This window comes from Pseudomonas sp. 57B-090624, assembly GCF_003234055.1.
GTDB lineage: Bacteria > Pseudomonadota > Gammaproteobacteria > Pseudomonadales > Pseudomonadaceae > Metapseudomonas > Metapseudomonas tohonis.
In genome coordinates this window covers 1-25,164 of record NZ_QKRU01000080.1, presented here as the reverse complement: position 1 = coordinate 25,164, position 25,164 = coordinate 1, and the positions used below count along the sequence as shown (strand labels likewise).

Below are 25,164 nucleotides of genomic sequence, written 5' to 3'. Positions count from 1 at the left end.
CCCCTACTTTCTCGCCAGGAACACCGCCAGCGCCGCAAAACGCCTGCGTGCCTCCCAGGCAAACAGGCGGTTGGCCAATGGGTCGAGCAGCACGCCCAGCCAACGCGGCCGCAGCGTCAGGCTGAAGCTGTAGATGAGCTCGGAGCGCCCCGTTTCGATATCGCGGTGGCGCATCGACGCCGCCCACGACTCGAACAGCCCCGTCGGCGCCACCAGCATGGCTGCCGCCACCTTGCCCGGCTGGTAGTTCACGAAGCGGGTACGCATCGCCAGCAGGCGCTTCCAGCCTTTGCCCCGATTGAAGGAAACCGCGCCGATGGAGGGGTGGCTGTCACCCGTTTCCATATGCGCGACGGCCAGCAACGTGTCCCACTGCAACCGCACACGATGGTTATGGAAGGCTTCGAAGGCGTCTGCGGCGGAGGCCGGCATGATCAGGGTGAAACGGTGGGTGCTCACGAGACTTGCGCCAGAAGAAAGCCAGCGGCCAAGAGTAGATCAAGAAGGGGCCTTTAAAGTGAACTGCATCTGCCAAACGAAGCGACGCCCTCAGTTCAGGACTAAGAGGCGTCGCTTCCGTGGGCAGTCAGGAAGCAAGTGCTTTCAAGGAGGCGGCGACATCGCTGTCCACGCAGAGGACTGCAGCGCCCTTTTGCTGTATGCAGGCCTTCCGGTCGCCTGTGGTCAGGAAGAAAACCTTGCGCCCTTCAAGCCTGAACCAGCCCGCACGAAAGCCATAGGTCGCGATGCCATTCAGCCGAACACTGCTCTCCAACGCCTCCCTGTCTGCCGGTAGAACCTTGAGCCCCTCGACTGGCCACGAAGCGCTGTAGAACCCCGACCGCACATGAAGTGTTCCTTCATTCACATACACCTTGCCCCCCGCCTGGAAGACCAGGTACCCCTGCAGCAACGAGTAGAGAACGCCCCCCACCAGAACACTCTTCAAGCTGATGCTCTTGCTGATCAACAGATCTGCACCGAGCATCACCGCCACTGGCAATACCGCGATCAGCAGGCTGTTCAACAGCATTGATTTGAAACTGAGAGAAACCGTTACCACGTCCATTCAGAAGATCCCCCGAGGAATACTGAATAGCAATCATTGTCATCCCCAAAATGAAAGTCCATTGCGGGAAAATGCGGCTCTTCTCGCTTGAAAAATCAGGAGCAGCTCTGGGCTGCAGTGGGATGGGGCTTGAAGCAAGCGCCAGAAGAAAAGGCTTACGCCAGAATCGACGCCATCCAAGAACCGGAAAAAGAATTCGTCATTGATCCAGGCATTCCGCTTATTGGAGATTTCCTCCAGGGCTGGATTCGCCAACTAAAACACGCGAAAAGGCATGAGCCATTTCACGCTCGGCATCAGACAAGACCCTGTCGTACCCGCGACATATCACTTGCCCCTGCATTCAAGGGAGGTCCCCCATGTTGAACCTGGAAAAGATCATCGGAAGAGGTACCTGGCGATACGTGGGTCAACGCGTGCAGGGCCTGCAAATCCAGGCCATCCCCATCGCGGGCAAGTCCATTGAACTCATCGCGAAGAAACTGGGTGGTACCGCCTACCAGATAGGCCGTATCCATACCGAGAATGCCTTCGTGGTGAAGAAAGGGGTCCTGTCACTGCTGTACGTGAGGCCGGACTACAGGGGATACCGCCGCACAGCCGGCCTGGTTTTCGCCCCCTGCTCCTGGAAGGTCGACTACGACCATGCGCTGAGCAGGAACCTCGCTGGCCAGCTGGGTTACGCCTACGTGCTGATGCTGCGGGTTGTGCCAAGAATCAACCGCTCGCACGGCCACCTCGAACGAAACCTGAAGGAGAGTGAGGACGTACCGGACATCTGCTTCGCCGATGAACGAATCCGAGGCAAATGGATAGGTCGCTCCGCGAGCAGGCTGCTGACGCCTCCTGGCGCCTTCTCGGCAAATCAGACGACCCCATACGGGCTGACGTTGCGGCAAGCCGGCCAATGGGGCTTCGCGATGGGGGTGGAGGATGACGACAGGGACATTCCCGGCCTCAAGCCGATTACCGACCTGGGCCCCCGCACGTGACGTAACGGCGCGGCTTAGTGAGAGCCGTGAATACAGCCCCGCTGCCGCAACCCGATGCAATTGCCCCAGGGGTCGCGCACCTGGCAGATGCGGTCGCCGTCTTCCAGCGCCAGCGGCCCTCGATACAACGAGGCGCCAAGCTGTACGAGGCGCAGCACTTCGGCATCCAGATCAGCCACCGCCCAGTAGACGACGGTGCCCGCCGCGCCGCTGGCGACCTTGTCGTCGGCGTTGACGATCTCCAGCACCACGCCGCCCATCTCCAGGTGCCCGTAGTCATCCGTCGGTGGCGACACGCGCTTCGCCTCGGGAAAGGCGCGCTGGTACCAGTCGGCGGCTGCACGCCAGTCGCCGACGTGAAGGAGGATGGACAGGATGCGGGGCTCGGGCATGGGTCAGGTCCGATACTTTCAAGCACCCCAGCGCTTGGTCATGTTCTTCTTCCACGGCATGTAGCGGACCTCGACGGTGTAGTTGGGTCCCGCCTCCGGCGACGGATAGAAGGGCATGTCGTGAGGCTTGAGCGCTGCGCAGCGTTGTTCTAGGCGCTGGCGGAGCGCTTCATCGGGATGGAATGCGTAGGGTTGGTTTGGGTGGGGCCCCAGCGTGACTCGGCACGTCTGCCGCTGGCCTTCCACATCGGGAGTGATGAGAAAGAACGCTCGCCCGACGGAGTCGATCGCCTCCTCCTTGAACACCGTGTGCCACAGGTAGTTGTCCTGCGCGAAACGCTCGGTGTAGCGCATTTGTGCTTTGAGCTGATCGAGTGAAACGCTCGGGAAGATCATGGGGGCATGGATGGTGGCCGGCCCATCGTCAGGACGTATCGAGAGGGGAGTCGGAGGCAAGATCACATCCCAGCACATCGCAGACAGCTGCTTTGCCAGCCTGGGGTTGAAAGGAGGCGATTCCGCTCTCGGCTTCGAAAGTGGCCTGGCTTGGCAACTGACGAGTCCACCACGCGATTCAACAAGCAGCACCAACTGGACACTCCCCACCGGCATCCCGTCTGCAGCAGCCAACCCGAGCTCGCGCAGGCTGTCCTGCATTTGCCTCGCATAGGCCTGTTCCTCGGTCTCAACGGGTGGGACAGGCGCCAAGTACGTGCACGCCGAAAGGCCGCACATGGCAACAGTGCCCATTAACATTTTCCGCATGGGAGTCTTCCTGATTACAAAGAGCGTCCAGAACGGCGCCATCCGAGGCCATTGCCTCGCCCGCGATGTATCGGACAGTGGGAGGTACCGTCCTCCAGCGCAGCGGCCAGAGGATGCAGAACGAGGGATCAAGCCCTGACCACAAGGGTCCTCGCTGCATGGTCGCCAAGACGCTGGCGGCGCTGCCCGAAGATGAAGATCACGTCGAAGATGCCGAGCAGGCCCACCAGCCCGCGCAGGCAGGATTTGTGCAGCTCGCCTGGGGCACCGGTCTCGCTGTCGACGACGCGGATCTTCAGCAGGCGCTTGCCGACTCCCTGCCCGTTGAACCCGTCCTTGAACAGCAGATAGGCGAACAGCAGCAGCATGCAGACCTTGCCGAAAATGTCCGGGCTGGTGGCCGGCCGGAAGAACACGAAATCGATGATGAAGCTGATCAGGCCCAGCACCAGGAGCGCGCCCCAGAAGTCGATCTGCGAGGCCACGAACCGTGCCCAGAGCGGGGCAAGTTGCTGGTCGAGCTGCTCGCGCCGAGCCGCTGCGGGAACACGGGGCGGTTGCGGCGCCACGCGCTCGCCCGGGCTCGCCTCGCGCTCGATGAGCACACCGCGGATGACCCGCTCGGCCACCTCGGTCAACCCACCCTGCTCAAGCAGATCGACCAGGACCTCCGTCCGTCTTCCGCTGTAGGTTTCTCGCAAGCGCGCTTCGGTTGCATCCATTTCAGACTTCCTTGTGATCGACAGGGTGGTGGATTCTGTGTCGCCGCCACTTCAGTCGTCAATCGCCGCAAAAAGACCGGATATCGCTGCAAACGACCTTGCCAAACACGCCCCATTACCACTCACCCTTGCACTCTCCATCGGTCTCGATAAAGTAGCGCAGCGGCGAAATGACATCACCGCAAGAACCTTCACTCAGGAACGAGTAATCCATGACCAAGATCATGATGTGCACGGCGGCGCTGGCAGTTGCGCTGCTCTCCGGTTGCGCTTCGGTACCGATGGAATCCCCCGAAAAAGACGCAGCCCTCAAGGCCTTTCCGAACCCGCCGCAGGACCAGTCTGCGGTCTACATCTTCCGCGACACGTCCCTGGGCGCTGCGCTGAAGAAGACCGTGAAGATCGATGACAAGGTGATCGGGGAAACCGCACCCAACACCTATTTCTACCGCCTGATCACCCCGGGCGCGCACGTGTTGTCGACCGAGTCCGAGTTCGGTGACAACACCCTCAACCTCAGTGCCCAGCCTGGCAAGAACCACTACGTACGCCAGTCCATCCGGATCGGTGTGTTCGCCGGCGGCGCCACTCTGAGCGAAGTCTCCGAGTCCGAAGGCAAGAAGGCCGTGGCCGACACCAAGCTGGCCCGCTGAAAACCCCGTGGATGGGGTCGGCAATCGACTCCATCCACAGCCTGCTTGCTAACCCCCCCTCCCTCATCGTTGCCCCCCTTTCTCCAAGCTGCTAAAAGCCCTCATCCCCATTCGAAAGATGAATACCGCCATGGACCACAGTGACCGTTCGAATAGTCGCGTGTTCGAGCTCGACCTGCTCCGCGCCCTGGTCGCAGTGGCCGATTGCGGCAGCTTCACCACGGCGGCCAGCCGGCTGAACTCCACCCAGTCCACCGTCAGCCAGAAGATCCGCCGCCTGGAGGAGATGGCCGGGCACCGCCTGCTGGAACGCGGCAACCGCGACGTGCTGCCCACGGACGCCGGCGAGACGCTGCTCGGCTACGCTCGGCGCATGCTGGCGCTGAACGACGAGCTGCAGGAGGCGCTGTCCGGGGCCACGGTGGCGCTGACGGTGCGCATCGGCGTGCCGGACGACTTCGCCACCGGGCGCACCACCGAGCAGCTGGCGGCGTTCAACCGCCATTACCCCCAGGTGAAGCTGGAGGTGACCAGCGGGCTGAGCCGCGACCTCTCCGCCAGCTACGACCGTGGCGAGCTGGACCTGGTGCTGCTCAAACAGCGGCAGAACGCCCGCGAGGCGGTGGCCTGCTGGCCGGAGAAGACGCGCTGGGTGGACAGCGCGAAGAACCCCTGCATCGACCTCGACCCGCTGCCCATCGTCACCTTCCCGCCGCGCGGGGTGTACCGCGACGAGATGATCGCGGCGCTGGAGGCGGTGGGCCGGCGCTGGCACATCAGCTTCACCAGTTCGAGCCTGTCGGGCATCCAGTCGGCCATTGCCGACGGCATGGGCATCGGCCTGCTGCCGCAACGGGCGGTGACGGCGGACCACGCCGTGCTGGCCAGGAAAGCTGGGCTACCCTCGGTGGACGCGTTCGAGGTGGCGCTGCTGCACCGCCCGGCGGCGGACCCGATGGTGAAGGAGCTGGCGCGTGTGCTGTCACGGGTGCTGGCGCAGGATACGAAAGGCTGACAGAGACCCGCCCGCATTCGAAAACCGAATACAGCGGATTCCAACATTTAATTTGTGCATGGATAGATCGCTGGATATCGTGCTCTCCAGCGACGGCCAGCGCCCCACGGCGCGCCGCTCCGCACCATTGCTCACCACGGCGCCGCACGCGCCGGGCAGCAAGACAACAATGAGGAAATACCCCATGGCCAAATCCACCTATTACGCGCCGCACGGCGGGCACCCGGCACAGACCGAGCTGCTCACCGACCGCGCCATGTTCACCGAAGCCTATGCCGTGATCCCCAAGGGCGTGATGCGTGACATCGTCACCAGCCACCTGCCCTTCTGGGACAACATGCGCATGTGGGTCATCGCCCGCCCGCTGTCCGGCTTCGCCGAGACCTTCTCCCAGTACATCGTCGAACTGGCTCCGCAGGGCGGCAGCGACAAGCCCGAGCAGGACCCCAACGCCGAAGCGGTGCTGTTCATCGTCGAAGGCGAGCTGACCCTGACCCTGCAAGGCCAGGTGCACAGCATGCAACCGGGCGGCTATGCCTTCATTCCGCCGGGCGCCGACTACAAGGTGCGCAACACCAGCGGCCAGCACACCCGCTTCCACTGGATCCGCAAGCACTACCAGAAGGTCGACGGCGTACCGCTGCCGGACGCCTTCGTCACCAACGAGCAGGACATCGAGCCGCGCGTGATGCCGGACACCGAAGGCCGCTGGAGCACCACCCGCTTCGTCGACATGGCCGACATGCGCCATGACATGCACGTGAACATCGTCAACTTCGAGCCGGGCGGCGTGATCCCCTTCGCCGAAACCCACGTGATGGAACACGGCCTGTACGTGCTGGAAGGCAAGGCCGTCTACCGCCTGAACCAGGACTGGGTCGAGGTGGAGGCCGGTGACTTCATGTGGCTGCGCGCCTTCTGCCCGCAAGCCTGCTACTCCGGTGGCCCGGGTCGCTTCCGCTACCTGCTGTACAAGGATGTGAACCGCCACATGCGCCTGACCCTCAACCAGGCCCATTGATCCAAACGACGGGAGCCCAGCGCTCCCGTCGTCGTTTCTGCGGTGCCGCAAAGGGCTCCGTCGCCTGGGCTTCAGCCCAGGGATGCCCCGATGAGGCCCGTTCCGGGCTGAAGCCCGGGCTACGGTGCAACCTTGCCTACCGCTTCACATGCGCCGCGAACCCCACCTCCCCCGGCGCCACATCGGGCTTCAAGGTCAGCGCGGGAATCTCGTAGTCCCCGCCGTTCTGCTGGCGATAGGCGATGGGCGTGGTGGTCCACAGCGCGTCCAGGCGCTGCCCCAGTTCCTCCTGGATGTGGGCGAAGCGGGCCGCGTCGACCCGGCTGGTGCGATGCACCACGAAGGGCGGCAGCACGTCGAAGCCGGGGTAATGCAGGATGCCGTGCTGGATGGGGAACAGCAGGTCGTCCATCGGGCCGTTGATGCCACGTTCGCTGTAGTGCGAATCCCAGCCACCGGTGGTGACCAGCAGCATCGCCCGCTTGCCCGCCATCGAACCCTCGCCGTAGCGGTTGCCCCAGCGCACATCCGAATGCTCGCCCACGCCATAGGCGAAGCCGTAGGCGTACACCCGGTCGACCCAGCCCTTGAGGATCGCCGGCATCGAGAACCACCAGAGCGGGAACTGCAGGATCAGCGCATCCGCCCAGCGCAGCTTGTCCTGCTCGGCGGCGATGTCCGCGCTCTGCCGGCCACTGGCGAAGGCGAGCCTGGAATCCTGCGAGGCATCGAAGCGCGCCTCGGGGTCGCGGTCCAGGCTGTCGCCGGCATCGATGGGCGCCTTCCACCCCATGGCGTACAGGTCGGACACCTGCACCGCATGGCCGGCGGCCTCGAGGCGCTGCACGGTGAAATCCTTCAGCGCGCCGTTCAGCGAGCGGGGTTCGGGGTGGGCGAAAACGATCAGGACATTCATGGCAAACCTCCATAACGGGATGAGCGCAGGATGGTGGCCCGCCAGGTATATTGGAAATGAATAACCCATATTCCAGGTATGTGAATGAATAATCTCAGGCGTCTGGACCTCAACCTGCTGGTGACCCTCGACGTGCTGCTCGCCGAGCACAACGTCACCCGCGCCGCCGAGCGCCTGAACTTTTCCCAGCCCTCGGTGAGCGTGCACCTGGCCAAGCTGCGGGAGATCTTCGACGACCCGCTGCTGCTGCCCGGCCCGCGCGGCATGCGCCCCACCGCCCGCGCCGAGGAGCTGCGCGAGCCCCTGCGCCAGGCCCTGGAAGCCCTGGAGCGCGCCGTGGCCCCGGCCAGCCCCTTCGACCCGGCCCAGGCGCGGGACACCTGGCGCGTCGCCGCCACCGACTACGGCGAATCGGCCATCCTCCTGCCCGCCCTTGCCGGCTTGCGCGCCGCCGCACCGGGCACCCACATCGCCGTGGTCGAGATGGTGCCCTCGCGCATCGCCAAGCAGGCGGAGCTGGGCGATATCGACCTGGCCTTCCACACCGCCGAAGGCTCACCCCTCAACCTGCGCCGCCGCACCCTGTTTGCCGAGCGCTACGTGCTCGCCGGCCGCGCCGGCCACCCGCGCCTGAAGCGACGCCCGACGCTGAAGCAGTTCTGCACCCTCGACCAGGTGATCGTCTCCCCCGATGGCGGCGGCTTCTCCGGTGTCACCGACGCAGCGCTCGCCGAGCACGGCCTGGAACGCCGCGTGGTGCTCTCGGTGCCGCACTTCCTGTTCCTGCGCTCGGTATTGGAAAGCACCGACCTGGTGGCCATGCTCCCCGAACGCCTGGTGGGCAACAGCGGCACCCTGCAGGTGGTCGACGCCCCCCTGGAAGTCCCCGGCTACGAGATGGCCATGCTCTGGCACGAACGCTCCCACCGCGACCCCGCACACCAGTGGCTGCGCGAGCAGATCGTCAAGGCGGTTTGAACAAGGGGTGGCTCCCGTGGGGCATGTAGGTCGGATGCAACCCCACACCTGCGCGCACGTGGCGGCGGCTTTGGTAGGATGGCGTAGAGCGAAGCGAAACCCATGCGGTGGAGGTGGCAGCCCCCCTTGGGCGCCCGGGAAGGAGCGTGCTTGAGCGCTTGCATCAAGACCACAACAGCTAACGCAGACAGAGCCAATCCATTCACCCAGCGAACCTCCCTTCGCGAATGAATTCGCCCCCACAACGGTGCCTCCTGGCGCTAACCCGTGGGAGCGAATTCATTCGCGATGGGCATAACCGGCAGAACTGAACCCTGTCACGCCCGCTAACGAAACAGCCGTCATCGCTGTTCAGCCAGCCGGGCAGTCGCGCTATTCTTCCGCGCTTGTTCGCCCGATTCCGTTCGCCCCGATGCCCGCACCCCAGCTCGCCACGCCCGATCACCTTCCGCCCGTCCTCGCCGGCCCCATGCTGCGGCGGCTGGAGGCCCGGCGCCTGGTGTTGTGGCTGGTGGCGACTCGCGAGCTGGCGCTGAGCCTGCACCTGGCCGTCGACGGCAACGCCCGCGATTACAGGCTCGATGCCGAGGCGTGCCAGGTGGTGCCGCTGGGGCGGCACGCCTTTCTGCACCTGATCGACCTGCGCCTGGATACGCCCCTGCCCTGCGACCGGCAGATCGACTACGACCTGCGCTTCGATGGCCAGGGCATCGCCCAATGGGCGCCGCACCTGCTCTATGGCGAGGCGCAGCAGCCGGGCTTCGTGCTGCGCTCGCGCATCGACCAGTTGCTCCATGGGTCCTGCCGCAAGCCCCATCACCCGGCGGCGGAGGGCCTGCTCTGCGCCGACCGCCTGCTGGCGGCACAGCCCGCGCCGGAGCAGCGCCCGGCGCTGTTGTTGCTCAGCGGCGACCAGGTCTACGCCGACGATGTGGCCGGGCCGATGCTGCGCGCCATCCACCAGTTGATCGCCCGCCTCGGGCTGTTCGACGAGCGCCTGGACGGCGCCGTGGTCGATGACAGCCAGGCCCTCTACCGCCACCCGGCCAGCTACTACCGGCGCGCCGACCTGCTGCCGGCGCTGGAGAGCAACGAGACCCTGCGCGAGCGCTTCTTCGGGGGTTCGAAGAAACCCATCTTCACCAGCAGCAACGCCGACAACCACCTGGTGACCCTGGCCGAGGTGCTGGCCATGTACCTGCTGGTGTGGTCACCGGTGCCCTGGACGCTGCTGGAAACGGAGATGCCGTCGCTGCCGGCGGACAAGGTCGAGCGCTACCAGCTGGAGCGCCAGCGCCTGGAAGCCTTCCGCGAGGGCCTGCCGGGCGCGGCGCGGGTATTGGCCCACCTGCCGACGCTGATGATCTTCGATGACCACGACATCACCGACGACTGGAACCTCTCCGCCCAGTGGGAGCAGACCGCCTACGGCCATCCCTTCTCCAAGCGCATCATCGGCAACGCCCTGCTCGCCTACCTGCTCTGCCAGGGCTGGGGCAACGACCCGGACGCCTTCGCCGAGGTGCTGCCGAAGATCCAGGCGCTCACGACCGGCGCGCAAACGGACGGCCACCTCGCCAGCCCGGCGCTGGACGACCTGATCGACGAACTGCTGGCCTTCAACCACTGGCAATACACGCTGCCCACCACGCCGGCGCTGGTGGTGCTGGACACCCGCACGCGCCGCTGGCGCAGTGAAATGAACCTCAAGCGGCCCTCAGGCCTGCTGGACTGGGAAGCGCTGAGCGAGTTGCAGCAGGAGTTGCTCGACCATCCGTCGGCCATCATCGTCTCGCCCGCGCCGGTGTTCGGCGTGAAGCTGATCGAAACGGTGCAGAAGGTCTTCAGCTGGTTCGGCCACCCGTTGCTGGTGGACGCGGAGAACTGGATGGCCCATCGGGGAGCGGCCCAGGTGATCCTCAACATCTTCCGCCACTCGCGCACGCCGGGCAGCTACGTGATCCTCTCGGGGGACGTGCACTACTCCTTCGTCTACGAGGTGCTGATCCGCCATCGCAAGCAGGGCCCGCGCATCTGGCAGATCACCAGCAGCGGCGTGAAGAACGAATTCCCCCGGCGCCTGCTGGACGTCTTCGACCGCCTCAACCGCTGGCTCTATTCGCCCCACTCGCCGCTCAACTGGTTCACCAAGCGTCGGCGCATGCAGGTGGTGCCGCGCACCCCGGCCCACAGCAAGGCGGGCGAACGCCTGTGGAATTCGGCCGGCCTCGGCCAGGTGTTCTTCGATGCGCAGGGCCGCCCGGCGCGCATCTTCCAGCTCAACGCCGACGGCAGCGACGCCACCGAATTCCTCGACGAGCGCGACAGCCCGGGCCGCGCCTGATTGCCTGTAGCCCGGGCTCCCCCGGGGAAGGTCGATGCTCACCGATGGCGGCCCCCGGGCAGGGCCCCGGGTCGCCCCTCGTCACTGCGTCCCGAACATCGCCGTCCAGTAGATGCCCGCATCGCTTTTCGGGTCCACCGCGTAGCCGGCGCCCAGTTCGCGGTACTGCGGGTTCATCAGGTTGGCGCAATGGCCGGGGCTGGCCAGCCAGCCGTCGAGCACCTTGCGCGTGCTGTCCTGGCCGGCTGCGATGTTCTCGCCGATCAGCTGGCCGACATAGCCCGCCAGCTCGGCGCGGTCGCCGGGGGTGCGGCCGTCGCGGCCCTTGTGATCGAAGTAGTTCTGGTTGGCCATGGAGCGCGCGTGGCCTTCGGCGGCGGTGGCCAGGGTGGCGTTCCAGGCCAGCGGCGTGGTGGCGGCGAAGGCCTGGCCGCCGCACTGGCGGGGCTGGGCGCGTGCCGCGTTGATCTGTTCCAGCAGCGTCTGCCCTTCCTTCTCCCACTTGCCCAGGGCGGCGGCCAGCAGCGGCCGGGCGAGGACGATGCGCCAGTCGCGGTCCTCGCGGCTCACGCCGACATCGACGAACTGCGGGTCCAGCAATACATGGCAGAAGCTCTCCTGCAGGGCGCCCATGGCGGACTTGGCGTCACGCGGGCCGGAGAGGCTGATGGCCTGCACGTTGACCATGGGATAGGACGACTGCGCCAGCGCCTGCTGCAGGTCGCCGATGCTGCTGGCCGAGAGCACCAGGCGCGGGTCCGCCGCCAGCGGTGGCAGCTCAAGGGACGCCTCGCCCGCGCAGCTCTGCACCTGGCTGCGGTACAGGTTGATCGATTCGACCAGTTGCGACTCCTCGCTGGCTGCGGCATTGGTGGCCATGGCCACCCCGAACGCCAAAGCCGCGAGCCGCGACACGCGATGCATGCCCCCCATGGAAACCTCCCTCACCTGATAGCGCTCGTGATGCGCGATTCCAATCCGTCCGGCGCAATGCGATATCACCCCTGGCGCGCCCCAGCCTGCTTGAACAGGTGGCCGGGACGCAAGGCCGTCAGGCCCGAATACCCCGGTTGGACAACCCCGGCGGGGAAATGTGCAGCACGATGCCATCGTTCGGTACCTACGGCCATACGCAAGCGCGCCGGCCTGTCGCTATGATCGATGCATGACGCCATCCATCCCCCTGCGCAACCCCTGCCCGCCCGGCACCTGCATCTGCGAGCGCGACCAGTTGCTGGACGCGCCCGGCGCCGACCTGCGCATCCTGCGCCTCACGCGCCAGGAAGAGCTGCGCCTGCTCGAACGGCTGGAGAACATCAGCAGCCTCGACGACCTCGGGCGCCTGCAGCAGAAGATGTTCGAGCAGCTCGGCATCCGCCTGGCCATCGCCCCCGGCTTCAACGAGGTGCGCAGCGGGCGCGGCATCGAGATCGACATCGCCGAGCAGGCCGGCCTCTGCCGCAAGACCCGCCAGTCCATCCCCGCCGCCATCCGCCGCGGCCTGGAGAGGAACCCGGACGTCCTCTTCGCCCTGCTCAACGCCCACGACCTGCTGCGGGATGCGTGAGGCACATTGCGAGCGTTGATCGGCCCTGCCAAGATTGCCCGCCGCTTTTTTGCGCAAACAGGGCGACGGACGCCCCGACCCGACAAGGATGTAAAGTGCGCTACCCACTGACGCCCTACGTACTGAGCTTTGCCGCCTGCGCTTGTGCCCTGATCCTGCTGGGCATGGCCGGCGTGATAGGCATCGCCCGCAGAAACCCGCATTACAAGGCCCTGTGGCTGTCCCTGTTCAGCATCGGCGCAGCCTACCTGGTGGCCATCGCGCTACTGGTGGTCAGCGGCCTGCTGCTGGAGGACATGGACCCGCGACTGGACCATCCCTTCGCATTCGCCTGCGCCACGCTCACCACTGTATTCGCGGCCGGTACGCTGCGCTGGCGAATCAGTCCACTCAAGGCCCTGCTGCACCTGTTGCCGAGCCTGTTGTCCTTCGCCATCGCCTACGTGCCGGCGCTGTTCATCTACGGCTGCGCCACGACGCCCGTCTGCCTGTGAATCACGCCGGCACGAACGGCTCCACCGAAACCACCTGGTAGTCATAGCGCTCGCCACGCTCGTTGCGGACCAGTGCTTCGCCGGGGACGATGCGGCGGCCGTAGAGGTCGATCAGGGTGCGGGTGTCGTCCAGAGCGCCCCAGTCCATCAGCGCCTCGGTGTCGGAGTATTCCTCCAGCACGAAGGGGTAGCGTACGTACATGCGGTCTTCGTCGTCGTAGTCCTTCACGTAGCCGAAGGCTTCGACGGTCTTGTCGATGCTCATGTCGTCGGCCTGCAGGGCGACGATCACCAGGGTCTGTCTTTCGTCTTCGGCCCACTGGGCGACGATACGTACGGGTTTCATGGGGACCTCGATGGGTAATGGCCAGGGCGGCCGGTGAAGTATGGATGGCGGCAGATGACGGGCAAGCCGTCAGCCGTGGCGGTTGCGGCTGGCCTGCACCACCCGCCCGGCGGGGATGCGCAGCTGGGCCAGGAGGTAGTCGGCGAATTCGCTGGAGTAGCCCTGCCGCGCGATCGCCCGCTCCATGCACAGCAGCCAGGCGGCGCTGCGGGCCTCGTCGATCGGCCACTGGGCGTGGAAGGCCGGAATGGCGATGGAGCCGTATTTCTCGCTGAACAGGCGCGGGCCGCCGAGCCAGCCGCTGAGGAAGCAGGCGAGCTTGTCCCGCGACAGTTCCAGGCTCTCCGGGTGCATGCCGCGCAGCTCGCGGGCTTCCGGCAGCTCGTCCATCAGCCGGTAGAAGTCGTCGACCAGGCGACGCAGGCCGTCGATGCCGCCGGCGGCCTGGTAGGAGGCATCGCCGACGCCGAAGGGTGGGTTGCTCAAGGCTCGGGCTCCTCGAAAAAGGCGGCATTGTAGCGACCGCCCCCGCCACTGCCGAGGCCCGCCTCGCGCGCCGAGGGTCGCAGCCACAAGCGCGCCATTGAACCGCGAGCCCTCGCGCATTACCGTCGCCTCTTCCACTTCACGGGGACCCACCATGCACATCGGCGAACTCGCCCGGCGCACAGGCGCCAGCGCCAAGGCCATCCGCCTCTATGAAGAGCAGGGCCTGCTCGGCCCGGTGCCGCGCCAGGGCGTGTATCGCCTCTATGGCGAGCGCCACCTGCAGCAGGTGCTGTTGATCCGCCAGGCGCAATCGGTGGGCTTCCGCCTGGCCGAACTGCATCCGCTGCTGGCCGGTGGCGAAGAGCCCGACTGGCCCGAGCTGTACCAGCGCCTGCAGGGCAAGCGTGCCGCCCTGCGCGCAGAGATCCGCCGGCTGCAGCGCCTGGACGCGCAGCTGGGCCGTATCGGCGAGGAAATCCACGCCTGCATCGCCGGCCAGCCCCAGGCCGACCAGGCGCTTTGCGCCGCCGAGCCCGCCCAGCGCAGCGCCCTGCTGCACGAGGCTTGACTCTGCCCCTAGGGGCAGACGCCAGACTGCCGCCTTTCCTTCTACAGGCAGGTGGCCCATGGCAACGAAACGCGTCCTGGTGGTACTCGGGCATCCCTCCGGCGACAGCTATTGCGCGGCACTGGCGCAGGTTTATACACAGGCCGCGCAGGCGGCCGGGCATGAGGTGCGCACCCTATACCTGCACCAACTGGACTTCGACCCCATCCTCCACGCGGGCTACCGGCGCATCCAGCCGCTGGAGCCGGACCTGCTCCGCGCCCAGGAGGCGATCACCTGGGCCGAGCACCTGTGCTTCGCCTACCCCATCTGGTGGGGCGGCGTGCCGGCGCTGTTCAAGGGGTTTCTCGACCGCATCCTGCTACCGGGCTTCGCCTTCGCCTACCGCAACGGCAACCCCTTCCCCGCGCGGCTGCTCAAGGGCCGCTCGGCGCATCAGCTGGTCAGCCTCGACACCCCGCCCTGGTACTTCCGCTGGGTCTACCGCGCCCCGGGCCTGAACCAGATGGAGCGCACCACGCTGAAGTTCTGCGGCATCGCCCCGGTACGCACCCTGGCGCTGGGGCCGATCAGGGGCGCCAGCGAACAGCGCCTGGCCGGCTGGCTGGAGGATGCGCGCACGCTGGCGGGGCGGATCTGACCGGCAGCCCCCTGATTGTCCCGGGCTGAAGCCCGGGCCACGGCACGGGGCGAGGAAAGCGTCTATACCCAATCTCCGGTACCGCTCCCTCAACCCACGGAGGCAACATGAACTTCAACCTGGCCAACAAACGCGCCCTGGTCTCGGGCTCCACCAAGGGCATCGGCTTCGCCATCGCCGCCGGGCTCGCCCGAGAAGGCGCGCGGGTCATCCTCAACGGCCGCAGCCAGGGCTCGGTGGACGAGGCCCTCGCCCGCCTGCGCGCCCAGCAGCCCGACGCCAGGGTCGAAGGCTTCGCCGGCGACCTGACCCGACCCGAAGAGATCACCCGGCTGGTGCAGCACCACCCGGAGGTGGACGTGCTGGTGAACAACCTGGGGATCTTCGATCCCAAGCCCTTCGACGAGATCCCCGACGAGGACTGGCAGCGCTTCTTCGACACCAACGTCATGTCCGGCGTGCGCCTGACCCGCGCCTACCTGGCCGGCATGAAGACGCGCAACTGGGGCCGCGTGGTGTTCATCAGCAGCGAGAGCGGCGTGCAGATCCCGGTGGAGATGATCCACTACGGCGTCACCAAGACCGCACAGCTGGGCCTCTCCCGCGGGCTGGCCGAGACCTGCGCCGGCACCGGCGTGACGGTCAACGCCGTGCTGCCCGGCCCGACCCACTCCGAGGGCGTGGGCGAGTTCGTCGACAAGCTCTCCGGCGGCCAGAGCTTCGAGTCCTTCGAGCAGGAGTTCTTCGCCAGCGCGCGCCCCAGCTCGCTGCTCAAGCGCTTCGCCCGCCCGGAGGAAGTGGCCAACCTGGTGGTCTACGTCTGCTCCGAGGCGTCCTCGGCCACCAATGGTGCTGCCCTGCGGGTAGATGGTGGTGTCGTGCGCTCAGCCTTTTGAATGGAAAGTGCCTGCGCTCGGTGATGCTTCGTTAAAAAGCGGTTCGGAATGCTCATTTACAGCTCGTAGACTCCGCTTCCTCACCGCTTTTTGCCTCGCCTGACCTTCGCTCGGCGACTTTCCGTGTGGTTTGGTTGCGGCGCCGGGGTGCGACCACGCCGACCGGCGCCGCAACTGGCAGGCGCCCCCGAGTGCCCGGTAGAATCGCCCACCTGTCACGAGCGGGCACCGGCCCGCTCCCCGTGCAACCTGCGAGAGAACCGCCATGGGCGCCCAGTGGAAAGCCAAACCCAAAGAAGCCGCCGCCAACGCCCGAGGAAAGATCTTCGGCAAGCTGGTGAAGGAAATCATGATCGCCGCGCGCAACGGCGCCGACCCGGACATGAACCCCAAGCTGCGCCTCGCCGTGCACCAGGCCAAGAAGGCCTCCATGCCCAAGGACACCCTGGAGCGCGCCATCAAGAAAGGCGCCGGCCTGTCCGGTGAAGTGGTCAACTACGAGCGCACCCTCTACGAAGGTTTCGCCCCGCACCGCGTGCCGGTGATCGTCGAGTGCCTGACCGACAACCTCAACCGTACCGTCGCCGAGATCCGCGTGCTGTTCCGCAAGGGCCAGCTGGGCACCTCGGGCTCCGTGTCCTGGGACTTCGACCACCTGGGCATGATCGAGGCCGAACCGGCCAGCGCCGATGCCGACCCGGAACTGGCCGCCATCGAAGCCGGCGCCCAGGATTTCGAAGCCGGTGACGAAGGCGCCACCTTCTACACCGACCCCACCGACCTGGACGCGGTGTGCAAGGCGCTGCCGGAATTCGGCTTCACCGTGGCCTCGGCCAACCTGGGCTACAAGGCGAAGAACCCGGTCGCCCTGTCCGGTGCCGAACTGGAAGAGGTCGAGGCCTTCCTCGACGCCCTCGACAACCACGACGACGTGCAGAACATCTACGTCGGCCTGCAGGCCAACTGAGCCCATGGGCCGCGAACGCTTCCACCAGGACAACGCCGAACGCGCCCTTGCCGACGCGCTGCGCCTGCTGGAGGAGCGCGCGGTCCTCGGCCCGCGCTGGCTGGCCTGGGTCGCCACCGAGCTCTACCAGCTCAAGCCCCCGGAATACGCCGCCATGGTCCGCCGCGAGCTGGAACGCCTCAGCACCGCCCAGCGCCTGTTCGAGGAACAGGCGCAGAGCGTGCACTGAGCGGCTGCTCGACTCTCCCGCTCTTCCCCTTAGTGGATCCCCGCGTTCGCGAGGATGACGGGGTGCGGGGAAGCCCGGACCACTCCGCCACCCCCGCGCACGCGGGGGGCCACTGGACGGCAAGCCGATCCCTGGGCTGCATGGTTTCCCCGCTGCGTCCTTTAGTGGGTCCCCGCGTTCGCGAGGATGACGAGGTGCGGGGAAGCCCGGACCACTCCGTCACCCCCGCGCACGCGGGGGGCCACTGGACGGCAAGCCGACCCCTGGGCTGCATGGTTTCCCCGCTGCGCCCTTAGTGGGTCCCCGCGTTCGCGAGGATGACGAGGTGTGGGGGAAGCCCGGACCACTCCGTCACCCCCGCGCGCGCGGGGGCCCACTGGACGGCAAGCCGATCCCTGGGCTGCATGGTTTCCCCGCTGCGTCCTTTAGTGGGTCCCCGCGTTCGCGAGGATGACAGGGTGCGGGGAAGCCCGAATCACTCGTCACCCCCGCGCACGCGGGGGGCCACTGGACGGCAAGCCGATCCCTGGGCTACGTGGTTTCCCCGCTGCGCCCTTTAGTGGGTCCCCGCGTTCGCGAGGATGACCGGGTGCGGGGAAGCCCGGACCACTCCGTCACCCCCGCGCACGCGGGGGCCCACTGAACGACCACGCGCCCATGAAAAAAGGGGCCGAAGCCCCTTTTCCCAGCGAACCGCGCGTTACTTCGCGGTGCCGATATCGCCGTTTTCCCAACGCGATTCGCTGTTGGCCAGCGCCCCGGCGATGGTCGACAGGTTGGCGTCCGGCAGCGCGTCCGGCAACGGGTCGACACCGGCGCTGATGAACAGCTGGCTGTACGCGTTGCGCAGGTCGGCGTAGGACAGGTCGCGCTTGAGCTGTGCCTGCAGGGTGTTGAGCTCGCCCTGGATCAACTCCAGTTCGCCGATGCTCTGGGTGCTGTAGCGATTGCGCAGTTGCTCGGCGATCTGCCCGTCCAGGTCGGCCAGTTGCTGGCTGGTCTGGAACTGGCGCTGGGCCTCGTGGAAGTTGGCGTTGGCCACGTACAGCTGGGCCAGCACCGCCATGGACATGGCCTGGCGACGGGCTGCCGCCACGCTCTCGCCGGCCTTGGCGACGTCGATGGCCGCCGGCGCCGAGAGCACGTTGAACAGGTTCCAGGTGACTTTCACGCCGTAGTCGGCCCAGCTCTGGTTCACCAGGAAGCTGTTGCTGTCGTAGTGGCCGCCGGCGGAGAACTCGAGGCCGGGCAGCAGGCGCAGCATGGCCTTGCGGGTTTCGGCGGCGCTGATGCGTGCCTGGTAGTCCTGCTCGCGCAGCTCGGGGCGGCTGGCCAGGGCCTGCTGCTCCAGCTGGGTGAAGTCGACCTTGAGCTCGGGCACGTTGTAGGTGTCGGTTGAGGCGAGCTGGTAGTCGGTGTTCAACGGCAGGTTGATCAGCGCGGCCAGCTCGGTCTTGGCCAGGGTCAGGGCGCGGCGCTGCTCTTCCAGCTGGCGGGTGGCCTCGATCAGCGCGCGCTGGTAGCTGAGCACCTGCACGGTGTCGCCGATGCGCTGGCGGCTCATGTCGCGGCTGTCGGTACGGGCCTTGTCGACACGGCTCATCAGGCTGTCGATCTGCTTGAGCAGGCGTTCGGCGGCCACGGCACGCCAGTAGGCGGAGCGCACGTCCTGGGTGATGGTGTGGATGACCTTGCGGCGGCGCTCCTCGACGATCAGGCGCTGGTCGGCCTGCTGCTTGGCGCTCATGTAGCTGACGCCGAAGTCGAGCACGTTCCACACCATGGTCAGGTCCGCCACGCCACGGTCGCGGTCCTGGGAGGTCGAGGGTTCCAGCGACTGGGTGCCGGTCTCGATGCTCTGGCTGCTGGAGGCGCTGACGTTGTTGCGCCCCGCATAGCCGGCCGACAGCGCCATGCGCGGCAGCATGTCGAAGCTGGCGAGGTCGATCTGGCGCTCGGCCATGGCCTGCTCCATCACCTTCAGGCGCGCCTCCAGGTTGTACTTCACGGCGCGGGCCATGGCCTGGTGCAGGGTCAGCGGGCCGGACAAGGGCTCCTGGCCCTTGAACATGGCCTGCAGGTCGGTGCGGGCGCGCTCCTCGCTCACGCTCTTGTCGATGGGCTGGGTCGTCACGGCGCAGCCACTGATTGCCAATGCCAGCAGGCTGGCGGCGAATACCTTGTACTTGTTGTGGTTGGTCATCCTTGTGCCGCCCCCTGGTACGGCTGGTAATTGGATTTCCCTGACTCGGTTCAACCCTGGGCGGCCGCCCCCGCGACCTGGCCCAGGGCCTGTGCCAGCTGGCGCACCTGGCGCTGCTCGGCTTCCTTCATCTCATGCAGCTGCTGGCCGAGGGTGGGCGCGCCGAAGCTGCGTCCGCCCTGCCCGTTGCCGCGTTGCTTGTCGAAGATCTTCTCGTTGCTTTCCTGCGGCTTGTCCTTGCTGAACAGGCCGGAGAAGGTGCTGGCGCCGAATACGCCGCCATCCCCGCCACCGAAGCCGAGGAAGCCCGCACCGCCGCCATCGCCGCCGCTGTCGCTGCTGGCGAACACCTGGGCGATGAAGCTGGGTGCCAGGGCGCCGTTGTTGATGAAGATGTTGCCCACGGTGGGAATCCCGCTGCCGAGGGTCGGTTGCTCGAACAGCGGCGGCGGGATCAGCGGCGAAGTGGTGGTCGAGGGCGGCGGCGCGCTGGGCACGGTGGGCTGCAGCGGCGCCGGGGTGTCGATCGGCGTGGTCACCGGCGGGTTGGCGCGGAATTCCGGATCGCCGTTGTCCAGCGAGCCGATCTGGTAGCCGATGGTGGAGTAGGAGTCGACCATCGCGCTGCCCGGGACGTCGGTGATGCCGGCACCCGCAGCCGAAAGCGACAGGCCCAGGCTGCCCTGGCCGGTGACGCCGCTGACGGTGATGCGGTAGGTGTTGGGGCTCAGCTGCACCAGCGATTGCAGGGTGCCGCTGGCGCTGCCGCCGGTGAGCAGGACGAAGTCGTTCAGGTCCACCCCGGCCACCTCTTCGCTGAAGGTGACGGTGAAGCTCACCGAGCCGTTGGTGGTGGGCGAGGTGCCGTCCAGGGCGATGTTGGTGACCCGTGGCGGTACCGCATCCACCAGCACGGCGCTGGTGTCGCCGACGCTGTTGAGGGTGGTGGTCGCGTCGTTGCCGGCGGCATCGCGCAGGGTGCCGCCGTGGGCGTCGATTGCGCCGCCGACGCTGATCCCGTTGGCGTCCGCCTGGCCGCTGGCGACCGTCAGGCGGAACACCAGGGCGGTGCCGCCCGAGCCGCTGACGTAGTCGGCGTAGACGGTGCCGCCGGTGTCCAGGGTGATGGCCAGGCGCGGGGTGCCGCCGGTGGTGTCCACGGTCACGGCTTCGTCGAAGTTCACCGTGAAGTCGAGGGTGTTGCCGTTCAGGTAGGTGCTGTTGGCCGGTACACCGACGGAGGTGACCGCCGGGGCACGGCTGTCGATGGCGTAGTTGTTGGAGTCGGTGGTGCCGAGGCCGGCGTTGCCGACGGCATCGGTGTAGCCGGTGTTGTCCAGGGTGATCAGGTTGCTGGTGTCGGTGACATTGGCGCTCGGCGTCAGGGCCGCCGTCCAGGTGATGCCGCCGTCACTGCTGCTGAGCCCGCTCAGGCTGCCGTTGGCCACGCTGAAGTCCGCCGTGGTCAGCCCGGTCACCGCCTCGCTGAAGGTGATGGTGACGGTGGTGGCCTGCCCGGCCTTCAGGGCGGTATCGGTGACCACTATGGTGGCGGTGGGCAGCTGGGTATCGATGCCGTAGTTGTTGGAATCGGTGCTGCCGCTGCCGGCGTTGCCCGCCAGGTCGGTGTAGCCGGTGTTGTCCAGGGTGATCAGGTTGCTGGTGTCATTGACGTTGGCGCCGGGCGTCAGGGTGGCGGTCCAGGTGATGCCGCCGTCGTTGGAGCTGAGGCCGCTCAGGGTGCCGTTTTCCACGCTGAAGTCCGCCGTGGTCAGCCCGGTCACCGCCTCGTTGAAGGTGATGGTGACGGTGGTGGTCTGCCCGGCCTTCAGCGTCGTGTCGGTGACCACGATGGTGGCCGTCGGACGCTGGGTGTCGATGGTGTAGTTGCCCGAGTCGGTGCTGCCGCTGCCGATATTGCCCGCCAGGTCCATCACCCCGGAATTGTTCAGGGTGATGATGTTGGTGGCGTCGCTGAGGTTGCCGCTCGGGGTGAAGGTGGCGGTCCAGGTGAGACCGCCATCGCTGGTGCCCAGGCCCGAGAGCGAGCCGCCGGACACCGCGAAGTCCGCCGTGTCCAGCCCGACCACCTGCTCGGCGAAGGTGATGGTGACGGTGGCGGTCTCGCCGATGCGCAGGTTGGTGTCGCTGAGGGTGATGCTGGTGGCCGCCGGGCGCACACCGTCCACCACCAGGGCCCTGTTGGCGCCCAGGGAGCCTGCCGCACCGGGGGTGGCCAGGGTGAGGATGGCGTTCTGGTTGGCACCGTCCTTGATGGTGCCGCCATTGAGGCTCAGGGCCGAGGTGGAGGCGTAGTCGAGGTCGGCGGAGGCGTCTCCGGCCTGCACGGTGTAGGTGAAGCTCAGGGTGTCGGAGCCCGAGCCGGACACGTAGTTGAGCACCCGGTCGGTGGCACCGGTCTCCAGGGTCAGGGTCGGGGTGCCGGTGACGTTGACCGCCGAATCGAAGCGCACGGTGACGGTGATGACATCGCCGATCTTGTAGGTGCCGTTGGCGGTGCTGGACGAGACGCTGGTGACGGTCGGGGCGATGGGCGCGGTCAGGGACAGGTCGTTGCCGCTGCCGCCGATGTAGCTGGTGGTCAGCTGGGTGCCGTTGCCGGCGGCGTTGAACGTGCCGCCCTCGCTGACGCCGCTGAAGGTGCCGGCCACGGCATCGGCGGCGTCGTTGACGATCACCGTGTAGCTGTCGCCACTGCCGGCCGCGTAGCCATGGGTGACCGCCAGGGCGGCGCCGGAGACGTCGACGGTGCCGTTGACCACCACCCGGTCGTAGCCGGTGCCGGCGGTGGTGCCGTTGATGTCCAGGGCCAGGGTGCTGCCCGAGGCCAGCGTCAGGTTGCCGTTGACGGTCAGGATGGCGACGCCCGCGCCGCCCGGGGACAAGGTGCCGCCGCTCTGCACGACGACGTCGCCGCCCAGGGTGCCGCTGCCGGCCAGGGTCGCCCCGTTGGCCACGGTGGTGGCGCTGGCGGTGCTGCCGTCGACCACCAGGGTGCCGGCGGAGACGGTGGTGGTGCCGGTGTTGGTGTTGCTGCCGGACAGGGTCAGGTTGCTGGCACCGGCCTTGATCAGGCTGCCGGTACCGCTGATGGTGCCGGACAGGGTGGCCGCAGCGCCGGCGTTGACGGTCACCAGGCCGGTCAGCGCCAGGGCGTTGTCGAGGGTGGTGGTGCCGGTGATCTGCAGCGTGGTGCCGTTGGCCAGGTTGAGGGTGCCGGCGCCGAGGTTGGCGTCGCTGGCGATGCTCAGGGTCCCGGTGCTGACGCTGGTGCTGCCGCTGTAGGTGTTGTTGCCGGTCAGGGTCAGGGTGCTGGCGCCGGTCTTGGTAAGGCTGCTGCCACTGATCACCCCGGACAGGGTGGTATCGGCACCGGTGTTGACCGTGGCGCCGCCGCTCAGGGCGATGGCGTTGTCGAGGGTGGCGGCGCTGGTCACCGCCAGGGTGGTGCCGGCGCCCAGGGTCAGCGTGCCGCTGCCGAGGTTGCTGTCGCTGGCGACGCTGAGGGTGCCGGCACTGACGGTCGTCGCACCGTAGGTGTTGCTGCCGGACAGGGTCAGGGTGCTGGCGCCGGCCTTGGTCAGGGTGAAGGCACCGCTGATCACGCCCGACAGGGTCGCGGCGGCCGAGGTGCTCACCGAGGCGTTGCCGCCGAGCACGATGGCGTTGTCGATGGTGCTGGCGCCGGTGATCGCCAGGGTGGTGCCGGCGGCCAGGCTCACCGCGCCCGAGCCCAGGTTGCCGTCGTTGTCGATGGACAGGGTGCCGGCGCTTACGTAGGTCGCGCCGTAGCTGTTGCTGCCGGACAGGCTCAGGGTGCCGCTGCCGGTTTTCGTCAGGTCGTAGGCACCGCTGATGGCACCACTGAGGGTGACGGCGTTGCTGTTGCCGATGCTGCTGTTGCCGGCCAGGACGATGGCGTTGTCGATGGTGGTAGCGCCCGTGACGTCGAGCACGGTGCCACTCGCCAGGTTGACGGCCCCGCTGCCCAGGTTGCCGTCGCCGGCGATGGACAGGGTGCCGCCGGAAACGGTGGTGGTGCCGCCATAGCTGTTGCTGCCGGACAGGGTCAGGGTGCCGCTGCCCTGCTTGACCAGCGAGCCGGTGCCGGACACTGCACCCGAAACCGAGGTGGAGGTGTTGTCACCCCCGGCGGTCAGGGTGTAGCTGCCCAGTTGGATGCTGGCGTTGGCGTTGTTGCTCGCCAGGCTGCCGACGGTCTGGTCCGAGAGCAGCGTCAGGACACTGTTGCCATTGACCCGCACGGCGTTGGTGTCCGCCATGGAGGCGTCGCCGTTGAGCTTCAGCCAGCCGTAGTTGGCCAGGATGGTGGACCCGCTGTAGGTGTTGGTGCCGGAAAGCGTGGTCGAGTAGGTGGCGGCCCCGGTCTGGTTGAAGGTCACCCCACCGGTGCCGCTGATGCCGCCGGAGAAGGTGGTGTCCGCCGTCTGGTTGCTGGTGAGGTTGAAGCTGCCGAGCGTCACCGAGCCGGCACCGGAGAGGTTGCCGAGCGCTTCGTTGCCGGCCAGCGCCAGGGTGGCCCCGGCCGCGACCGACACGCTGGTGTTGGAGGCGAGCGCATCGCCGCCACTGACCGTCAGGGTGCCCGCGCTGATGGTGGTGGCGCCGCTGAAGGTGTTGCCGGAGCCGGAGAGCGTCAGGTTGCCCGCCCCGGCCTTGGTCAGGGCGCCGCTGCCGGTGATGACGCTGCTGATGGTGGCGGTGTCGCCCGCGCCATGGGTGAAGGTCTGGGTGGTGCCGCCGCCCAGGGTGAGGGTGCCGCCGGTGAGGATCAGGCCGCTGGCCTGGTCCATGTCGAAGGTCAGGCTCTCGTTGATCGACCCGGCATTGAGGTTGAGCGTCTGGCCGGCCAGGTTGCTGGCGAAGACGATGGTCTGGCTGCCGGTGCTGTCGGCCGCGGCGATGGCGACGGCCTCGCTGAAGCTCGTGCCGTTGCTGGCATCGATGGTGGCGGTGTCGCTGGTATTGGTGACGTAGATGAAGTCCGTGGCCACGGTGACGTTGGCGGTGGCGCTGGCGCCGGCACCGTCGTTGAGGGTGACCTTGACGTTGGCATCGCCGGCCGGCGTGTCGTTGCGGTAGGTGATGCGCTGCGCCACATCGTTCACCAGGGCGGTGGTGGCCGTGGTGCCGCTGCTGGTGAAGGTGATGGTCAGCACGCCGCCGGTGTTGGTGAAGGTGGCGAAGGTCTGCCCACCGGACTGCAGGTTGCTGCCACTGACGGTGAACAGCCCGCCGGTGGTGTCGAAGCCCAGCACGTCGCTGCTCACCGCCGTGCCATTGCGCTGGATCACCAGGCTGGCACCGGACCAGTTGCCGTTGCCGCTGTTCAGCGCGCCCAGCTCGGCATCGGCCAGGCTGGCGTTACTGCCCAGATCGAGGCGCACGGTGTTGCCCGCACCGGCCCAGGCAACGCTGTCGCCGTTGAGGTTGCCGAGGGTCGGTGCCGCGTTGGGGTTGTAATTGGTATCGGTGGTGCCCCCGTTGGTGGTGTAGATGGTCGAGGTGGACGCACCGTTGTTGCCATCGACGTTGCCGGCTCCGGCCGCCTTGCCGCCCAGGCCGCCACCGCCCACGTTGCCGGTGGCGAGGGTACCGGCGCTGGTGGCGTCCATCCGCACCGTACCGCCGGCGTTCCAGATGGCACCGACCCCGGCACCACCATCACCGCCACTGCCCGTCCGGCCGTAGTTTGCGGCCTGGTCGCTGGCAACCCCGCCGCCACCGCCGCCACCGGCACCGAGGTTGTTGGTCACGCTGCTGTTGACGATAGTCAGGATGCCGCTGCTGGAGTTGTAGATGCCGCCTGCGGCAGCAGCCCCCCTGCCGCCGGCCGCCGATGAGCCACCACCACCG

The 25,164-nt window shown here is 67.1% G+C and carries 24 protein-coding genes; 13 read left to right on the top strand and 11 right to left on the bottom strand.

The window, feature by feature from the left end:
• Nucleotides 1–3: 3 nt before the first annotated feature.
• A complete protein-coding gene (locus DMX10_RS27375) occupies nt 4–432 on the bottom strand; it encodes a hypothetical protein (protein WP_111264066.1) in 429 nt (142 codons plus the stop codon).
• A gap of 154 nt (nt 433–586) precedes the next feature.
• A complete protein-coding gene (locus tag DMX10_RS27370; RefSeq protein ID WP_111264057.1) occupies nt 587–1,069 on the bottom strand; it encodes a hypothetical protein in 483 nt (160 codons plus the stop codon).
• A 359-nt stretch (nt 1,070–1,428) separates the two neighbouring features.
• On the opposite strand from DMX10_RS27370, the gene DMX10_RS27365 reads away from it, so the two are divergent.
• The gene (locus tag DMX10_RS27365; RefSeq protein WP_111264056.1) at nt 1,429–2,061 is read left to right on the top strand and encodes a hypothetical protein; all 633 of its coding nucleotides are present in this window, start codon (nt 1,429–1,431) and stop codon (nt 2,059–2,061) included.
• A 14-nt stretch (nt 2,062–2,075) separates the two neighbouring features.
• Here the strand turns inward: DMX10_RS27365 and DMX10_RS27360 are convergent, their stop codons facing one another.
• The 3 genes from DMX10_RS27360 to DMX10_RS27350 form a co-directional block, all read right to left on the bottom strand.
• Nucleotides 2,076–2,453: a VOC family protein gene (locus DMX10_RS27360; protein ID WP_111264055.1), complete on the bottom strand. Its 378-nt coding sequence runs from the start codon at nt 2,451–2,453 to the stop codon at nt 2,076–2,078.
• Nucleotides 2,454–2,471: 18 nt separating this feature from the next.
• Nucleotides 2,472–3,110 carry a hypothetical protein gene (locus DMX10_RS27355; RefSeq protein WP_146603066.1) on the bottom strand — a complete coding sequence of 213 codons (639 nt, stop codon included), beginning with the start codon at nt 3,108–3,110 and terminating at the stop codon, nt 2,472–2,474.
• A 236-nt stretch (nt 3,111–3,346) separates the two neighbouring features.
• Nucleotides 3,347–3,940: an RDD family protein gene (locus tag DMX10_RS27350; RefSeq protein ID WP_111264053.1), complete on the bottom strand. Its 594-nt coding sequence runs from the start codon at nt 3,938–3,940 to the stop codon at nt 3,347–3,349.
• A gap of 212 nt (nt 3,941–4,152) precedes the next feature.
• On the opposite strand from DMX10_RS27350, the gene DMX10_RS27345 reads away from it, so the two are divergent.
• The 3 genes from DMX10_RS27345 (at nt 4,153) to DMX10_RS27335 (ending at nt 6,629) form a co-directional block, all read left to right on the top strand.
• On the top strand, nt 4,153–4,593 hold the full coding sequence (locus DMX10_RS27345) for a DUF2846 domain-containing protein (protein ID WP_111264052.1): 441 nt from the start codon (nt 4,153–4,155) through the stop codon (nt 4,591–4,593).
• 130 nt (nt 4,594–4,723) lie between these two features.
• Nucleotides 4,724–5,608 carry a LysR family transcriptional regulator gene (locus tag DMX10_RS27340; RefSeq protein WP_111264051.1) on the top strand — a complete coding sequence of 295 codons (885 nt, stop codon included), beginning with the start codon at nt 4,724–4,726 and terminating at the stop codon, nt 5,606–5,608.
• Between the two features lie 184 nt (nt 5,609–5,792).
• Entirely contained in the window at nt 5,793–6,629 is an 837-nt protein-coding gene (locus tag DMX10_RS27335) for a bifunctional allantoicase/(S)-ureidoglycine aminohydrolase (protein ID WP_021222068.1), read from the top strand.
• 136 nt (nt 6,630–6,765) lie between these two features.
• Here the strand turns inward: DMX10_RS27335 and DMX10_RS27330 are convergent, their stop codons facing one another.
• Complete coding sequence (locus DMX10_RS27330; protein ID WP_111264050.1) at nt 6,766–7,545, bottom strand: NAD(P)H-dependent oxidoreductase; 780 nt, start codon at nt 7,543–7,545, stop codon at nt 6,766–6,768.
• Between the two features lie 84 nt (nt 7,546–7,629).
• Here DMX10_RS27330 and DMX10_RS27325 point away from each other — a divergent pair, with 84 nt between their 5' ends.
• Nucleotides 7,630–8,523: a LysR family transcriptional regulator gene (locus tag DMX10_RS27325; RefSeq protein ID WP_111264049.1), complete on the top strand. Its 894-nt coding sequence runs from the start codon at nt 7,630–7,632 to the stop codon at nt 8,521–8,523.
• A gap of 412 nt (nt 8,524–8,935) precedes the next feature.
• Nucleotides 8,936–10,867 (top strand): alkaline phosphatase D family protein, encoded by a 1,932-nt coding sequence (locus DMX10_RS27320; protein ID WP_111264048.1) that lies wholly within the window; start codon nt 8,936–8,938, stop codon nt 10,865–10,867.
• Between the two features lie 81 nt (nt 10,868–10,948).
• Here the strand turns inward: DMX10_RS27320 and DMX10_RS27315 are convergent, their stop codons facing one another.
• Entirely contained in the window at nt 10,949–11,800 is an 852-nt protein-coding gene (locus DMX10_RS27315) for a CAP domain-containing protein (protein ID WP_236207671.1), read from the bottom strand.
• Between the two features lie 232 nt (nt 11,801–12,032).
• Between DMX10_RS27315 and DMX10_RS27310 the strand changes: the two genes are divergently transcribed.
• Together DMX10_RS27310 and DMX10_RS27305 are read left to right on the top strand one after the other, a co-directional pair.
• Nucleotides 12,033–12,434, top strand: coding sequence for a hypothetical protein (locus tag DMX10_RS27310; protein ID WP_111264047.1), 402 nt, complete (start codon nt 12,033–12,035; stop codon nt 12,432–12,434).
• A 95-nt stretch (nt 12,435–12,529) separates the two neighbouring features.
• Entirely contained in the window at nt 12,530–12,928 is a 399-nt protein-coding gene (locus DMX10_RS27305) for a hypothetical protein (RefSeq protein ID WP_111264046.1), read from the top strand.
• A gap of 1 nt (nt 12,929) precedes the next feature.
• On the opposite strand, the gene DMX10_RS27300 is transcribed toward DMX10_RS27305, so the two are convergent.
• Nucleotides 12,930–13,274, bottom strand: a complete 345-nt coding sequence (locus DMX10_RS27300) for a hypothetical protein (protein WP_111264045.1) — start codon at nt 13,272–13,274, stop codon at nt 12,930–12,932.
• A gap of 69 nt (nt 13,275–13,343) precedes the next feature.
• A complete protein-coding gene (locus DMX10_RS27295; protein ID WP_236204452.1) occupies nt 13,344–13,760 on the bottom strand; it encodes a group II truncated hemoglobin in 417 nt (138 codons plus the stop codon).
• Between the two features lie 154 nt (nt 13,761–13,914).
• Between DMX10_RS27295 and DMX10_RS27290 the strand changes: the two genes are divergently transcribed.
• From DMX10_RS27290 to DMX10_RS27270, 5 genes are all read left to right on the top strand, one after another.
• A complete protein-coding gene (locus DMX10_RS27290; protein ID WP_111264043.1) occupies nt 13,915–14,331 on the top strand; it encodes a MerR family transcriptional regulator in 417 nt (138 codons plus the stop codon).
• Between the two features lie 58 nt (nt 14,332–14,389).
• Nucleotides 14,390–14,971 (top strand): NAD(P)H-dependent oxidoreductase, encoded by a 582-nt coding sequence (locus DMX10_RS27285; protein WP_111264042.1) that lies wholly within the window; start codon nt 14,390–14,392, stop codon nt 14,969–14,971.
• A gap of 107 nt (nt 14,972–15,078) precedes the next feature.
• Nucleotides 15,079–15,867 (top strand): SDR family NAD(P)-dependent oxidoreductase, encoded by a 789-nt coding sequence (locus tag DMX10_RS27280; RefSeq protein WP_111264041.1) that lies wholly within the window; start codon nt 15,079–15,081, stop codon nt 15,865–15,867.
• Between the two features lie 265 nt (nt 15,868–16,132).
• Nucleotides 16,133–16,834, top strand: a complete 702-nt coding sequence (locus DMX10_RS27275; RefSeq protein ID WP_111264040.1) for a YebC/PmpR family DNA-binding transcriptional regulator — start codon at nt 16,133–16,135, stop codon at nt 16,832–16,834.
• A 4-nt stretch (nt 16,835–16,838) separates the two neighbouring features.
• Nucleotides 16,839–17,063, top strand: a complete 225-nt coding sequence (locus DMX10_RS27270) for a hypothetical protein (protein ID WP_111264039.1) — start codon at nt 16,839–16,841, stop codon at nt 17,061–17,063.
• Between the two features lie 700 nt (nt 17,064–17,763).
• On the opposite strand, the gene DMX10_RS27265 is transcribed toward DMX10_RS27270, so the two are convergent.
• Entirely contained in the window at nt 17,764–19,266 is a 1,503-nt protein-coding gene (locus tag DMX10_RS27265; RefSeq protein ID WP_111264038.1) for a TolC family protein, read from the bottom strand.
• Nucleotides 19,267–19,316: 50 nt separating this feature from the next.
• Nucleotides 19,317–25,164 (bottom strand): Ig-like domain-containing protein (locus tag DMX10_RS27260; RefSeq protein WP_178083022.1); only part of this gene is annotated, 5,848 nt, incomplete at its 5' end.